Source organism: Streptomyces sp. NPDC057743, assembly GCF_042798755.1.
Classification (GTDB): Bacteria; Actinomycetota; Actinomycetes; order Streptomycetales; family Streptomycetaceae; genus Streptomyces.
The window spans coordinates 196,518-211,155 of sequence record NZ_JBHVJX010000016.1; the positions used below are offsets into that span (position 1 = coordinate 196,518).

The window sequence follows — 14,638 nt, forward strand, 5'->3', positions numbered from 1 at the left end:
GTGCGGCTGATGCACGAGACGAGGACGTGGGTTGCTCAAGTCTGCCCGCAAGCAGGACAAGGACCCCGAGGGGCGGATGCCTCTCGCGGCGCACCTTCGTGAGCTGCGCAACCGGTTGCTGAAGTCGGTGGTGATGATCCTCGTGATCACCGTCATCGCCCTGTGGCAGTACCAGCCGATAGCCCACTTCGTCACCGGGCCGGTTGTCGACGCCGTCGGCTGCAAGGCCGGCGCCGGGGTCACGGCGCACCCGCACCCGTGTGCGCAGATCACGGCCAACGGCCTGTTCGCACCGTTCACGATCATGCTCAAGCTGTCGCTGACGGTCGGTCTGGTGCTCTCCAGCCCGCTGTGGCTGTACCAGCTCTGGGCGTTCCTCGCGCCGGGCCTGCACAAGCACGAGAAGAAGTACGCGCTGAGCTTCGTCGGGGCCGGCGTACCGCTCTTCCTCGGCGGCGCCTACCTCGCCTACGCGGTGCTGCCCACCACCGCGGGCGCGCTGGTCGGGCTGACGCCCCAGGACTGGACCAACCTCTTCCCGGCCGACGACTTCATCGACATCGTCACGCGGATGGTGCTGGTCTTCGGCTTCGCCTTCGAACTCCCGCTGTTGCTGGTGCTGCTCAACCTCAGCGGGGTGCTCACCGGCAAGCGCGTGCTGAGCTGGTGGCGGTTCATGGTGCTGGGCATCACGATCTTCGCGGCGGTCGCCACCCCGGGCGGCGACCCGCTGACCATGACGCTGCTGACCGCCCCGATCGTGGCGCTGTACTTCGGCGCGGTCGGCATCTGCCTGCTCAACGACCGCCGGCGCGGGCGGTCCAACCCGGACCGGGACCTCGACGACGACGAGGCATCCGAGCTCGACCTGACCCCGTCCGAGGTCGGCGCGATCGAGCCGGTGGAGTCCCACCGGATGCTGCCCGAGCAGGCCGGCGGGGAGCGTCCCGACGGCGAGCGGCGCGGTTACGACGACATCACGTGAGGTGACGCGTAGGCGGGGCGTCACATGAAGTGACGTACCGCGGAACGGAATTCGCGGCCCCCGCGCTCTTCGAGCCGGGGGCCGCCGGCATGCGCGGGGCGGCTCTGCACCGGGGCTGGGGAGCGGGTCGGCAGAAAGATCAGGTCGTTGTCAGAGGTGGCCGGTAGGCTCGTAAGCACGATGACCGAGGACATGTCCCCTGCTGAGCGCTATGCCGCCGCCAAGTTCCGCGCGGCCGAGCAGGCCACCGCACTCGCGCCGTTCCGAGAGCTGTACGACTTCGAGCTGGATCCGTACCAGGTCGAGGCGTGTCAGGCCCTGGAGTCCGGAAAGGGTGTGCTGGTCGCCGCTCCCACCGGATCCGGCAAGACGATCGTGGGCGAGTTCGCCGTCCACCTGGCCCTTACGCAGGGCCGAAAATGCTTCTACACCACGCCCATCAAGGCGTTGTCCAACCAGAAGTTCCAGGACCTGGTCAAGCGCTACGGGCCAGACCAGGTCGGCCTGTTGACGGGCGACAACAGCGTCAACGGCGAGGCCCCGGTGATCGTGATGACCACCGAGGTGCTGCGCAACATGCTCTACGCCGGCTCGCAGTCGCTGACCGGCCTGGGCTATGTGGTCATGGACGAGGTGCACTACCTCTCCGACCGCTTCCGGGGCGCGGTCTGGGAAGAGGTGATCATCCACCTCCCCGAGTCGGTGACGCTGGTGTCGCTGTCGGCGACGGTCTCCAACGCCGAGGAGTTCGGCGACTGGTTGGACACCGTTCGCGGTGACACCGAGGTGATCGTCTCCGAGCACCGCCCGGTGCCGCTGTGGCAGCACGTCCTGGCCGGCCGCCGGATCTACGACCTCTTCGAGGAGCGGGACGGGGCCACCGGCGGCCGCCGGGAGGTCAATCCCGACCTGGAGCGGCTGGCGCGGATGGAGAACAGCCGGCCGACGTTCGGCCGGGACAAGCGGCGCGGCCGCAATCTGCGCGAGGCGGACCGGGAGCGGGAGCGGCGGCAGCGTGCCCGGGTCTGGACGCCGAGCCGGCCCGAGGTGATCGACCGGCTCGACAACGAGGGCCTGCTGCCGGCGATCACCTTCATCTTCAGCCGCGCCGGCTGCGAGGCCGCCGTCCAGCAGTGCCTGTACTCCGGGCTGCGGCTCAACGACTCCGAGGCCCGCGAGGAGGTCCGTCGGATAGTCGAGGCCCGCACGGCCGGCATCCCCGACGACGACCTGCATGTCCTCGGCTACTTCGAGTGGTTGGAGGGCCTCCAGCGGGGCATCGCGGCGCACCACGCCGGGATGCTGCCGACCTTCAAGGAGGTCGTCGAGGAGCTCTTCGTCAAGGGCCTGGTCAAGGCCGTCTTCGCGACCGAGACGCTGGCGCTGGGCATCAACATGCCGGCGCGTTCGGTGGTGTTGGAGAAGCTGGTCAAGTGGAACGGCGAGCAGCACGCCGACATCACGCCCGGCGAGTACACCCAGCTCACCGGCCGGGCCGGGCGGCGCGGGATCGACATCGAGGGCCATGCGGTGGTGCTGTGGCAGCGCGGGATGAACCCGGGCGCCCTGGCCGGTCTCGCCGGCACCCGGACGTATCCGCTGCGGTCCTCCTTCAAGCCGTCGTACAACATGGCGGTCAACCTCGTCTCGCAGTTCGGGCGGCATCGCTCCCGGGAGCTGCTGGAGATGTCGTTCGCGCAGTTCCAGGCCGACAAGTCGGTCGTCGGCATCACCCGCCAGGTGCAGCGCAACGAGGAGGGGCTGGACGGCTACCGCGAGGCGATGGTCTGCCACCTCGGCGACTTCGAGGAATACTCCCGGCTGCGGCGGGAGTTGAAGGACCGCGAGAACGACATCGCCAAGCAGGGCGCGGTGCAGCGCAGGGCGGCGGCCGCCGCGGCGCTGGAGAAGCTGCGGCCGGGCGACGTCATCCACGTGCCGACGGGCAAGTACGCCGGGCTGGCGCTGGTGTTGGACCCGGGCATGCCCTCGGGGCGGACCAACGGCCACCGCGGCCTGGACGCCCAGGACGGCCCCCGGCCGCTGGTGCTGACCGCCGAGCGGCAGGTCAAGCGGCTCGGGTCGATCGACTTCCCGGTGCCGGTGACGGCCCTGGACCGGATGCGGATCCCGCGCACCTTCAACGCCCGCAGCCCGCAGTCCCGCCGCGACCTGGCGTCCGCGCTGCGCACCAAGGCCGGCCACCTGGTGCCCTCGCGGCACCGTAAGCCGCGCTCGGAGGCGGCCGACGACCGCGAGATCAACCGGCTGCGCAAGGCGATCCGGGCCCATCCCTGCCACGGCTGCGACGAGCGGGAGGACCACGCCCGCTGGGCGGAGCGCTACCACCGACTCCAGCGGGACACCCGGCAGTTGGAGCGCCGGATCGAGGGCCGGACGAACACCATCGCCCGCACCTTCGACCGGATCTGCGCGCTGCTGACCGAGCTGGGCTACCTCGAAGGCGACACCGTCACCGACGAGGGCCGCCGACTGGCCCGCCTCTACGGCGAACTGGACCTGCTGGCCAGCGAATGCCTGCGGGAGGGCGTCTGGGAGGGCCTGAACCCGGCGGAGTTGGCGGCCTGCGCCTCGGCGCTGGTCTACGAGGCGCGCCAGGCGGACGACGCGGTGGCGCCCAAGCTGCCGGCCGGCAAGGCGAAGGACGCGCTGGCCGAGACGGTGCACATCTGGGGCCGGTTGGACGCCCTGGAGGAGGAACACAAGATCAGCCAGGCGGAGGGCGTGGGCCAGCGCGAGCCGGACCTGGGCTTCGCCTGGGCCGCCTACCGCTGGGCCTCCGGCTTCGGCCTGGACGAGGTGCTCGGCGAGGCGGACATGCCGGCCGGCGACTTCGTCCGCTGGTGCAAGCAACTGGTCGACGTTCTTGGGCAGATCGCGGCGGCGGCCCCGCCCGAGGGCACGGTGGCGCGGTCCGCGCGCAAGGCGATGGACGGGGTGCTGCGCGGGGTCGTGGCGTACTCGTCGGTGGGCTGACGGGCCCACCCCGCCGGGGCCGCGCCGCGGAACGCTCCGTGGCGCGGCCCCAGCGAGCCTTTCCGTCCGTCAGGACGCCGCGCGTTCCCCGGCCCGCTCCGCGTCGCGCTTGGCGACCCCCTCGCGGACGAGCGGGATGACGTGCCGACCGAAGTCGATGGCGTCGTCGAGCAGGTCGTAGCCGCGGGCGGAGAGGATGGTCACGCCCAGGTCGTAGTAGTCCAGCAGCGCCTGGGCGACGGTCTCCGGCGTGCCGACCAGGGCGGTGGAGTTGCCGGCGCCGCCGGTCTCCGCTGCGGTCGGCGTCCACAGCGCCCGGTCGTGCCGTTCGCCCTGCGCCGCCACCGCCAACAGCCGCTGCGAACCGGCATTCTGAGGATTCGTCAGCGGATGCCGGCGGCTGAGGACGCCGCCCGCCTTGCGGGCCTTGATCCGGGCCAGGGTGTGGTGCGCCTTCTCCCAGGCCAACTCCTCGGTGGGCGCGATGATCGGGCGGAAGGCCACCTGGATCCGGGGCACATCGGTGCGGCCGGCGGCCGCGGCCGCCGCCTTGACCGAGGCGATCTGCTCGGCGGTCTGCGCCAGCGGCTCGCCCCACAGGCAGTAGATGTCCGCCTCCGCGCCGCCCGCCGCGTACGCCGCGGGGGACGAGCCGCCGAACGACACCTGCGGGTGCGGCTGTTGGACCGGGAAGGTGTCGGAGACGAAGTCCTGGAAGCGGTAGTGGGTGCCCTCGTGGTCGAACGGGTCGTGGCTGGTCCAGGCCCGCTTCACGATCCGGATGTACTCGCGGGTGCGGGCGTAGCGCTCGTCCTTGGTGAGGGTGTCGCCCTCGCGGCGCTGCTCGTGGTCGTTGCCGCCGGTGATGAAGTGCACCGCGAGCCGGCCGTCGCTGATCCGGTCCAGGGTGGCGAAGGTCTTCGCGGCGAACGTCGGGTAGGAGACGTTGGGGCGGTGCGCCACCAGCAGTTGCAGCCGCTCGGTGCGGGCCGCGACGTAGGCGGCGGCGGGGGAGGGGTCGGGGGAGCCGGACCCGTAGGCGAACAGGACCCGGTCCCAGTCGTACTCCTCGTGGGCGCGGGCGAGTTTGAGGGTGTACTCCTTGTCGAAGGAGGCGCCGGAGCGCGGGGTGACTTCGGAGCCGTCGTTGGTGGCGGCTATGCCGAGGAACTCGACAGGCATGGGTGCGGCCTCGTCTCCATCATCGTTCGCGGAGCGCACTGACGTGCGGGGTGAATGACTGCGCGGGGCGCCGTCGTCGGCGGCGGGGCGCGGGTGGGCGCCGGCGGAGCTCCGCCCGGCGCGGCACGGGGACGTCAGTGGCAACAGGAGGCGGACCACACGCGACCGAAGTCGATGTGGTCCCGGGTGACCAGCCGTTGCTGAGGTCGCATGCGGTCAGTGGAACAGGTGGGTGTGTCTGTCGTCAACCAATTCTTTTGTCTTCCCACGTTGTTGGCTGTCCCGCCGTGCGGGGTGCTGTTGTTTGCGCCTTGCGGCGCTGGCTTGTTGCCGCTGGCGGGGCTTTTGGGGTGGGGGTGCGGGGCCGCGGGGGGGGTTATGCCAGACTGCTTCGCTTTACGTCTGGCATACCGCCCCCTCCGGCCCGTCCCCTCCCGTGGGTGGGTGGGGAAAAACGGGTGGGTGCCACGTCCTGTCGGTGGGTCAACTTGGGCTGTTGGGTTGAGTGGTGACCGTAAGAGGGGCAGCCTCGGAGTGGCGAAAGGGACAAGTTCACGAGGCGGACGGTTCGATTTCCCCCGCAAAGACGATGACCTGGTCGATGAGGCTCCGCCGCAGATGGACGACGTCCGTTCCCGCCAGGCGGGGGCCTCCGTCCGGCGTGGTGAAGACCCACTGGTACCGGGCCCACTCGTGAGGCATGTCCACCGCTGAGCAGCGCACCATCGTGCCGGTCCCCGCCGGGTGGCGCCGGAGGTCCAGCACGAACCGCTCGACCGCCTCGATTCCTTCGCTGCGACCCAACGGCCCCCAGAAGACCACGTCTGAGGTCAGGGCCTGGGAGAGCAGGGCAGTCACATAGCTGTCGTCCGAGGCGTTGAACGCGGAGATGAACGTGTCGATCGCGGAGCGTGCCGTCTCTTCCTGCATGCCCCAGTAATACCAGCCGTTGCGCGTGCGTTTGTCCCGCGGGCCGCCGACCACGGTGGACCATCCCGGATCAGCCCCAACTCACCTGTTTTTCCACCCACTCACGGGAGGGGACGGGTCGGAGGGGGCGGTATGCCAGACGTAAAGCGAAGCAGTCTGGCATACCGCCCCCGGAGGCCCGTCACCGCAGCCGACAGCCCCGCGCAGCGGCGACGCCCGCCGCAGGCGCCACGGCGGGACAGCCGACAACGTGGGAAGCCAGCCAAGCGCAGCGAACGCACCCGTTCGTCGCGCAGGCGAGGGCGGCGGCGGGCCAGCGCCTCGATGCCGTAGAGGAAGAGCGGGAGGGCCTGGAGGGCGTGCATGCCGACGAAGTGCGGGATGCGCAGATCGCCGCCGGTGGCGCTCCAGCCGGTGAGCGGCAGGGTCGGGCCACCGTCGGGGACGCCGACGCTGTGTGCGCCGATGGCGGTGGGGAGCAGGCCCGCGGCCTGTTGGGCGTGCTGCTCCGGGGTGGGCAGCAGCATCAGGCCGCCGAGCGCCAGCCCGACCAGGGCGATCGCCGCGCCGAGCCGGATCGCCCAAGTCGTGGCCCGGTCCCCGAGTTGGGTTCGGAACAGCAGGATGGCGATGACCAGGGTGGCGATCCACAGGACGGCGATGCTGCCGCCCATCGTGCGGAACAGCGTGCGGTCCAGCGGGGTCGCGACGTCGAAGTGGCTGGGGCGGCCGCGCACGGTCTGGCCGACGATGATCACCATCTCGATCAGTGCGGTGGCCACGACGGTGCGGGCGGCCCAGGTGGCGGTGCGGCTCGGGCCGGAACGGCGGGACAGCATCCAGGCCAGCGTCAGCCCGTAGGCGGCGAGCGACACCGAGAACTTCAGCGGCTTGAGCCAGATCGGCGCGCCGAGCAGGACCCGGTCGTCGACGAGCAACCCGACCGCGGAGACGACGGCCAACGCGACCATCGCCCAGGAAAAGGCAAGCAGGGAGCGGTAGTTGGACATGGACATGGACGTGGGTTCAGGCATGGGCTTGGGACCCCCCAATGGATAGCGCGTCGGTGGAGAGCGCGGAACACGGGGAGGCAATTGGCAAGGCCGGGTGAGTGCGGGGGCGCCCGGGAGGTTCGGAATGACGGGTCCGCGGAGCGGCTCCGTGGGAGAGGGCGTCAGATGCGCATCGGCGAGCTGAGCCGGACGACGGGCGTGGCGGTCCCGACGATCAAGTTCTATGTCCGGGAGGGGTTGTTGCCCGCGGGGCGGCTCACCAGCCCGAACCAGGCCAGCTACGACGACTCTCATGTGCGCCGGCTGCGACTGATCCGCGGGCTGATCGACGTCGGCGGGCTCTCGGTCGCGACGGTGCGCGAGGTGCTGACGGTGGTGGAGGCGCCCGGGGAGTCGGTGCACAACGTGCTCGGTGCCGCGCACGACGCGATCACCCCGCGGCCGGCGTCTGGTTCGGAGGGGTTGCCCGAAGCCCGGGAGGCGGTGGGTGAGTTGATCCGTCGGCGCGGGTGGCGGGCCGAGGAGGACCATCCGGCCGCCGAGGCGATGGCGGTGGCGCTGGCCGCCTTCCAGGGCCTCGGGCAGGGCGCGTTCATGGAGGTGCTCGACGACTACGCCGACGCCTGCGAGCGGATCGCCGACGCCGACCTCGCCTACGTGGGGCGCACCACGGAGGTCGAGGGGCTGGTCGAGAGCGTGGTGGTGGGTGCCGTCCTCGGGGGCGCGGTGCTCAGCGCGATGCGCCGGCTGGCGCACGTGGACCGCTCGGCGCGGCGCTTCGAGGGCGGGGAAGGGGAGGCGACGGGCTAGGGCGCCGGGCGGGGCGGAGTGGACCGCTCGTCGGCGGTCCGCTCATCAACGGACCCCGCCTAGGTGGCCTTCTCCTAGGCGGACCGCTCCGCAAAGGCCATGCCGCCCCGCGCAGCGAGTCGTGCCGCCCCGCGCAGCGAACCGGCCCGCGCCGTAGGCGCAAAGACAGCAACCCGCGCGGCGGGACAGCCGACAACGTGGGGCATCAGGCCGCAGTCGCGGCCTCCTGTTCGGCCTCGACCTGGGCGTTCCAGTCGCGCTTGCCGGCCTGCCAGCCGTCCTCGTCGTGGCCGGTGCGCCAGTAGCCGGAGATCGACAACGCCTCGCGCGCGATGGCGTGTTCGACGCGGAGCAGGCGGCGCAGCTCCTTGACGAAGCCCGCCTCGCCGTGCACGAACGCCTGGAGCCGGCCCGGCGGGAAGGTCAAGTCCCTTACGAAGCGGACGAGTTGGCGGCCGACCGGGGCGGCGTCGCGGTACACCCAGGTGATCTCCGCGCCGGGCGGGGCGGCGAGCTCCTGTCGCTCCTCGGGGCCGGCGACCTCGATGAAGGCGTGCACCACCGCGCCCGCCGGCATCCGGCTCAGCGCGGCGGCGATGGCCGGCAGGGCGCTCTCGTCGCCGGCCAGCAGGTGCCAGTCGGCGGTCGGGTCGGGGGCGTAGGCGCCGCCCGGGCCGAGGAACATGATCTCGTCGCCCGGCTGGGCGGCCGCCGCCCACGGGCCGGCCAGTCCGCGCGCGCCGTGCACGACGAAGTCCACGGTCAGCTCGCGGGTCTGCGGGTCCCAGGCGCGCACGGTGTAGGTGCGCGTCCGGGGCCACTGGTCGCGCGGCAGCTCGGCCCGGATGTGCGCCATGTCGAACGGCTCGGGGTAGCTGACGTCCGGCAGCGGGAAGACCAACTTGACGTAGTGGTCGGTGAATTCGCCGGCGTCGAAGGCCGCCAGACCCTCGCCGCCCAGGACCACGCGCACCATGTGCGGGGTGAGCCGCTCGGTGCGCCGCACCCGGGCGCGGTGCAGTGTGGGCGTGCTGCGGGCCGGTCGCTGAGCTGCCACGGCTTTACTCCCCTGACGTGGTCGGGGCGGGGCGCGCCCGAGGAGCGACCCCGCTTATTAGGTTTACCTAACCTAACAGTTCACGGCCGGAGCGCGCCCAACAAACGCTGCAATGCGCCACCCAGCCCCCACTGGGCGGCCAGCGCCTCCAGTCGTTCCGGATCGGCCGGTTCGATGGGCAGCGCGATCTCGCCGTCCGGGATCGGGACGTCGGTGGCCACCCGGACGACCTTGGGCGCGACGGCGAGGTAGGGCCGCGCCTCGGTGAGCCGCTTGCGCTGGGCCGGGGTGATCTTCGAGGTCGGGTCCTCGGCGGCGGCGATGATGCCGGCCAGGTCGCCGTAGGCGGCCAGCAGCTTCGCGGCGGTCTTTTCGCCGACGCCCGGCACGCCCGGCAGGCCGTCGCTGGGGTCGCCGCGCAGCAGCGCCAGATCCGCGTAACCGGGGCCGTCCACCCCGTACTTCTCGCGCAGCAGCGCCCCGTCGGTGAGTTGGAGGGTGCCGACGCCCTTGAGCGGGTACAGCACGCGGATGCCGCGGGCGTCGTCGACGAGCTGGAAGAGGTCGCGGTCGCCGGTGACGATGTCGACTGGGCCCTTCGCCCGCGCCGTGAGGGTGCCGATGACGTCGTCGGCCTCGTAGCCGGCGGCGCCGATCCGGGCGATGCCGAGGGCGTCCAACACCTCCTCGATCACCGGGACCTGCGGGGAGAGGGTGTCCGGGATCTCCTCCTCGTCGGGCGCGGGTGATCCCGCGGGGGCCTCCTCGGCGACCCGGTGTGCCTTGTAGGAGGGGATCAGGTCGACCCGCCACTGGGGGCGCCAGTCGGCGTCCATGCACGCGACCAGGTCGTCGGGGTGGTGGTCCTGGACGAGCCGGGCGATGAAGTCCAGCAGCCCGCGCACCGCGTTCACGGGGGTGCCGTCCGGGGCTTTGACTGATTCCGGTACCCCGAAATAGGCGCGGAAGTACAGAGAGGCGGTGTCGAGGAGCATGAGGCGTCGAGTCACACACCGCATGATGCCGTATGCCCCAAACGTCGCCCCGATGTGAGGTAACTCACCGTTGTGTTTGAGCCGGATAAAGCCGGGCAGGCGCGCAGCCGGAGCGGACCCGGTTGCGGTTTCAACAGCTCGCCGGTGAAGACGAGCCGAACTCGTCCCGCACCACGACCTGCCAGCGGGGGTGGCAGGTCGTTTCTCGTGCGACAAGAGAGGTATATGTGTCCAGGCTGCAAGCCGAGCACTTGTACAAGGTGTTCGGCAGACGACCCGAGGACGCGGTGCGCAAGCTTGAGGCCGGTGCCGGCCGGGACGAGCTGCGGGCCGATGGCACCACCGCCGCGGTGATCGACGCCTCCATCGAGGTGGACGAGGGCCAGATCTTCGTCGTCATGGGTCTGTCCGGGTCCGGCAAGTCCACGCTGCTGCGCATGCTCAACGGCCTGCTGGAGCCGACCGCGGGCACCGTCCGCTTCGACGGCCAGGACCTCACCTCGCTCAAGCCCAAGGAACTGCGCGCCGTCCGCTCCCGGAAGATATCCATGGTCTTCCAGCACTTCGCGCTCTTCCCGCACCGCAGCGTGCTGGAGAACGCCGCCTACGGCCTGGAGGTCCAGGGCGTGGCGCGCGCCGAGCGGGAACAGCGCGCCACCGAGGCGCTGGAGCTCGCCGGGCTCAAGGGCTGGGAGAAGTCCTGGCCGGACGAGCTCTCCGGCGGCATGCAGCAGCGCGTCGGCCTGGCCCGCGCGCTGGCCACCGACGCCGATCTGCTGCTGATGGACGAGTCCTTCAGCGCGCTCGACCCGCTGATCCGCCGCGACATGCAGGACCAGCTGCTGGAGCTGCAGAAGACGCTGAAGAAGACCATCGTCTTCATCACCCACGACCTCAACGAGGCGATGCGGCTCGGCGACCAGATCGCCGTGATGCGCGACGGCCGGATCGTCCAGACCGGCAGCGCCGAGGACATTCTTGTCCGGCCCGCCAACGACTATGTCGCCTCCTTCATCCAAGACGTCGACCGCAGCCGGGTGTTGACCGCCGGCGCGGTGATGACGGACATCGACTCGGTGCTGGGCGACGCCACCCCGGGCGGGACCGAGCTGGCCACCGCCGCCGCGTTCCGGGCCGCCGCGCCCGCCACCGTCGGCGTGGACACCCCGCTCGCCGACCTGTTCACCGCCTGCTCGACCAGCGCCGTACCGGTCGCGGTCACCGACGAGCGCGGCGAGTTGGCCGGCGCGGTCACCGCGGAGCGGCTGCTCGCCGTCCTGGGCGAGCCGAGCCACCAGAGCGCGGCGCCGACCGCGCCCGCACCGGCCGACGAACCGGGCGCCACCGACAAGACCGAGGGCACGGTGACCGCCGATGCCTAGGATCCAGATCGGCAGCTGGGCCAACGCCGCCGTCAACTGGCTGCGCGACAACCTCGACTGGCTGTTCCAGCTCATCACCACGGTGCTGAACGGCCTCTACAACGCCATCCACACCGTCCTCGCGGCCCCCGAACCGCTGGTCCTCGCCGGCATCCTGGCGGTGCTCGCCTGGTGGCTGCGCGGCCTGCCGGCCGCGGTCCTCACCTTCCTCGGCTTCGCGCTGATCGACTCCATCCAACAGTGGGGCCCGACCGTCGAGTCGCTCTCGCTGGTCCTGGTGGCCTGCCTGATCACCGTCGTGGTCGCGGTGCCGCTGGGCATCTGGGCGGCCCGCAGCCGGGTCGTCGGCGGCATCCTGCGCCCGGTGTTGGACCTGATGCAGACGATGCCGGCGATGGTCTACCTGATCCCCGGCATCCTCTTCTTCGGCCTCGGCGTCGTCCCCGGCATCGTCGCCACCATCGTCTTCTCCATGCCGCCCGCGGTGCGGATGACCGAGCTCGGCATCCGGCAGGTCGACGAGGAACTGGTCGAGGCGGCCGAGGCGTTCGGCACCCACCCGCGGCGCACCCTGCTGCGGGTCCAGCTCCCGCTCGCGCTGCCGACGATCATGGCCGGTATCAACCAGGTCATCATGCTCGCGCTGTCCATGGTCGTGATCGCCGGCATGGTCGGCGGCGGCGGCCTCGGCGCCTCCGTCTACAACGCGATCAGCTCGGTCAACGTCGCCCTGGGTGCCGAGGCCGGCCTCGCGGTGGTCATCCTCGCCATGTACCTGGACCGGATGACCGGCGCGCTCAACCAGCGGGTCTCCCCGCTCGGCCGGCGGGCGCTGGCCAAGGCGCAGGCGGCGCTGGGCGGTTGGAAGTTCCTCCAGTGGCGGCCCGCGACCTCCCTCGCCATGGCCGGCGTCGTCGTGCTGGCGCTGCTGGCCGGCGGGATGAGCTACCTGAACAACAACGGCTCCGGCGCGTCCGGCGGCAACGGCAAGCCGATCACCCTGGGCTACGTCAACTGGGACGAGGGCAAGGCCACCACGTACCTCTGGAAGGAGATCCTGGAGGAGCGCGGCTACAAGCCCAAGGTCCAGGCGCTGGAGGCCGGCCCGCTCTTCGCCGGCCAGGCCCGCGGCGACATCGACGTGCAGACCAACGCCTGGCTGCCGGTCACCCACGCCGAGTACTGGAAGGAGTACAAGGACCAGCTGGAGGACCTCGGTACCTGGTACGACAAGACCTCGCTGGAGATCGCGGTCCCGTCCTACGTCAAGGACGTCAAGACCCTCGACGACCTCAAGGGCAAGAGCGCCGAGTTCGGCGGCAAGATCACCGGCATCGAGCCGGGCGCCGGCGAGATGAAGATCCTCAAGGACAAGGTCCTGGGCGCCTACGGGCTGGGCGGCGAGTACAAGGTGCAGGAGTCCAGCACCGCCTCCATGCTCAGCGAGCTCGACCGGGCCATCCACAACAAGAAGCCGATCGCGGTCACCCTGTGGTCCCCGCACTGGGCCTACGACAAGTACCAGCTCACCAAGCTCAAGGACCCCAAGGGCGCCTTCGGTTCGGGCGACGGCCTGCACATGCTGGGCCGCAAGGGCTTCGGCAAGGACATGCCCGAGGTCGCGAAGTGGATGAAGAACTTCCACCTCGACGAGAAGCAGCTCACCAGCCTGGAGAACGCCATCAAGACGGCCGGTGAGGGCCACGAGCAGGACGGGGTCCGCAGCTGGCTGAAGCAGCACCCCGGTCTCGTCGAGAAGATCGCGCCGTCCGCGCACGCCACCTACGCCAAGGGCGCGGACGCCGGCAAGTCCCCCAACATCGGCTACCCGGCGTGGGACGAGGGCATCGCCACCGCCTACCTCTGGAAGAACGTCCTGGAGAAGCGCGGCTACAAGCCCAACCTGCGCAACCTCGACGTCGGCCCGATGTGGACCGGACTGTCCACCGGCCAGATCGACGTGGAGACCGACGGTTGGCTACCGGTCGCCCAGAAACAGTACTGGGACAAGTACAAGAACGATCTGGTCGACGTCGGCGCCTGGTACGACAAGACCTCGCTGGAGATCGCCGTCCCGTCGTACGTCAAGGACGTCAAGTCCATGGACGATCTGCGGGCGCACAAGGACGAGTTCAAGGGCAAGATCATCGGGATCGAGCCGGGCACCGGTGAGATGCAGCGCCTGAAGAGCACCGTGCTGCCCGCCTACGGCCTGGACGACTTCGAGGTCACCTCGGCCGGCACCAGCGCGATGCTCGCCGAACTGGACCGGGCCTACCACAACCACGAGCCGGTCGCGGTCGTGCTGTGGTCGCCGCACTGGGCCTACAGCAAGTACCAGCTCACCAAGCTGGCCGACCCCAAGGGCACGTGGGGCGCCAACAACCAGATCAAGACGCTCGGCAACAAGAGCTTCCCGAAGAAGTTCCCGGAGTTCTACGGCTGGTTGAAGAACTGGAAGATGACGCCCGACGAGCTCGGCAGCCTGGAGAAGGACATCCAGGACGCGGGGAAGGGGAACGAGGACAAGGGCGTCGAGAAGTGGATCGACCAGCATCCGGGGGTTGTTGATCAGATGGCGCCCCTGAAGTAACCCTCCCACGTTGTCGGCTCTCCCGCCGTGCGGGTTGCTGTTGTTTGCGCCTTGCGGCGCGGGCGGTGCTGGTCCGCTGCGCGGGGCTGTTGGGTGCGGTGACGGGCCTCCGGGGGCGGTAGGCCAGACTGCTTCGCTTTACGTCTGGCCTACCGCCCCCTCCGACCCGTCCCCTCCCGTTGGGTGGGTGGAAAAACAGGTGAGTTGGGGCTGGTCCTTGTGGTCCCCTGACGGCCGTCGTCTGGTGTGGCTGGGGCCGCCTGTCCTCTTACGGTCACCACGCAGACTCACGCGTCGTCCTCGTCCGCTGACGGTCACCACTCAACCCACCGGCCCGAGTTGGCCCACCGGCAGGACATGGCAACCACCGTTTTCACCCACCCTCAACGGGAGGGGACGGGCCGGAGGGGTGGGGTGTTCGGACGTAAAGCGAAGCAGTCCGAACACCCCACCCCGGAGGACCGTCACCGCACCCCAAAAGCCCCGCGCAGCGGACCCAAGTCGCCCCGCCCCGCGCAGCGGAAAGGCCCGCGCCGCAAGGCGCAAACAGCAACCCGCACGGCGGGAAAGCCAACAACGTGGGGCGTTGAGCCTCAAGGCGCTAGTGCTGTGACCGGAAACGATCACCGGGTTGGTGTCGACCGACCTTGCACCGGTTGGATGTGACGACACGTCCGATCGGTGCGGGGAGGGT

The 14,638-nt window shown here is 70.5% G+C and carries 10 protein-coding genes; 5 read left to right on the top strand and 5 right to left on the bottom strand.

What is annotated here, in order from left to right:
• Positions 1 to 31: 31 nt before the first annotated feature.
• A complete protein-coding gene (tatC, locus tag ACFVFQ_RS20425) occupies positions 32 to 985 on the top strand; it encodes a twin-arginine translocase subunit TatC (RefSeq protein WP_383417937.1) in 954 nt (317 codons plus the stop codon).
• Positions 986 to 1,165: 180 nt separating this feature from the next.
• On the top strand, positions 1,166 to 3,982 hold the full coding sequence (locus ACFVFQ_RS20430) for a DEAD/DEAH box helicase (protein WP_383417940.1): 2,817 nt from the start codon (positions 1,166 to 1,168) through the stop codon (positions 3,980 to 3,982).
• A gap of 69 nt (positions 3,983 to 4,051) precedes the next feature.
• On the opposite strand, the gene ACFVFQ_RS20435 is transcribed toward ACFVFQ_RS20430, so the two are convergent.
• From ACFVFQ_RS20435 to ACFVFQ_RS20445, 3 genes are all read right to left on the bottom strand, one after another.
• Complete coding sequence (locus tag ACFVFQ_RS20435) at positions 4,052 to 5,164, bottom strand: LLM class flavin-dependent oxidoreductase (protein ID WP_383417943.1); 1,113 nt, start codon at positions 5,162 to 5,164, stop codon at positions 4,052 to 4,054.
• A 552-nt stretch (positions 5,165 to 5,716) separates the two neighbouring features.
• Positions 5,717 to 6,094, bottom strand: a complete 378-nt coding sequence (locus ACFVFQ_RS20440) for a nuclear transport factor 2 family protein (RefSeq protein WP_383417946.1) — start codon at positions 6,092 to 6,094, stop codon at positions 5,717 to 5,719.
• 101 nt (positions 6,095 to 6,195) lie between these two features.
• Positions 6,196 to 7,128, bottom strand: a complete 933-nt coding sequence (locus tag ACFVFQ_RS20445; RefSeq protein ID WP_383417948.1) for a hypothetical protein — start codon at positions 7,126 to 7,128, stop codon at positions 6,196 to 6,198.
• Between the two features lie 144 nt (positions 7,129 to 7,272).
• Here ACFVFQ_RS20445 and ACFVFQ_RS20450 point away from each other — a divergent pair, with 144 nt between their 5' ends.
• The gene (locus tag ACFVFQ_RS20450) at positions 7,273 to 7,917 is read left to right on the top strand and encodes a MerR family transcriptional regulator (RefSeq protein WP_383417951.1); all 645 of its coding nucleotides are present in this window, start codon (positions 7,273 to 7,275) and stop codon (positions 7,915 to 7,917) included.
• Positions 7,918 to 8,122: 205 nt separating this feature from the next.
• Here the strand turns inward: ACFVFQ_RS20450 and ACFVFQ_RS20455 are convergent, their stop codons facing one another.
• Positions 8,123 to 8,974, bottom strand: a complete 852-nt coding sequence (locus tag ACFVFQ_RS20455) for a siderophore-interacting protein (protein WP_383417954.1) — start codon at positions 8,972 to 8,974, stop codon at positions 8,123 to 8,125.
• 80 nt (positions 8,975 to 9,054) lie between these two features.
• Complete coding sequence (locus ACFVFQ_RS20460; RefSeq protein ID WP_383417980.1) at positions 9,055 to 9,969, bottom strand: 5'-3' exonuclease H3TH domain-containing protein; 915 nt, start codon at positions 9,967 to 9,969, stop codon at positions 9,055 to 9,057.
• 227 nt (positions 9,970 to 10,196) lie between these two features.
• Here ACFVFQ_RS20460 and ACFVFQ_RS20465 point away from each other — a divergent pair, with 227 nt between their 5' ends.
• Both ACFVFQ_RS20465 and ACFVFQ_RS20470 read left to right on the top strand, forming a co-directional pair.
• A complete protein-coding gene (locus ACFVFQ_RS20465) occupies positions 10,197 to 11,351 on the top strand; it encodes a glycine betaine/L-proline ABC transporter ATP-binding protein (protein WP_383417957.1) in 1,155 nt (384 codons plus the stop codon).
• Positions 11,344 to 13,944 carry an ABC transporter permease/substrate binding protein gene (locus tag ACFVFQ_RS20470; protein WP_383417960.1) on the top strand — a complete coding sequence of 867 codons (2,601 nt, stop codon included), beginning with the start codon at positions 11,344 to 11,346 and terminating at the stop codon, positions 13,942 to 13,944. Before ACFVFQ_RS20465 ends, ACFVFQ_RS20470 begins: the two co-directional genes overlap by 8 nt.
• The last annotated feature ends 694 nt before the right edge of the window (positions 13,945 to 14,638 follow it).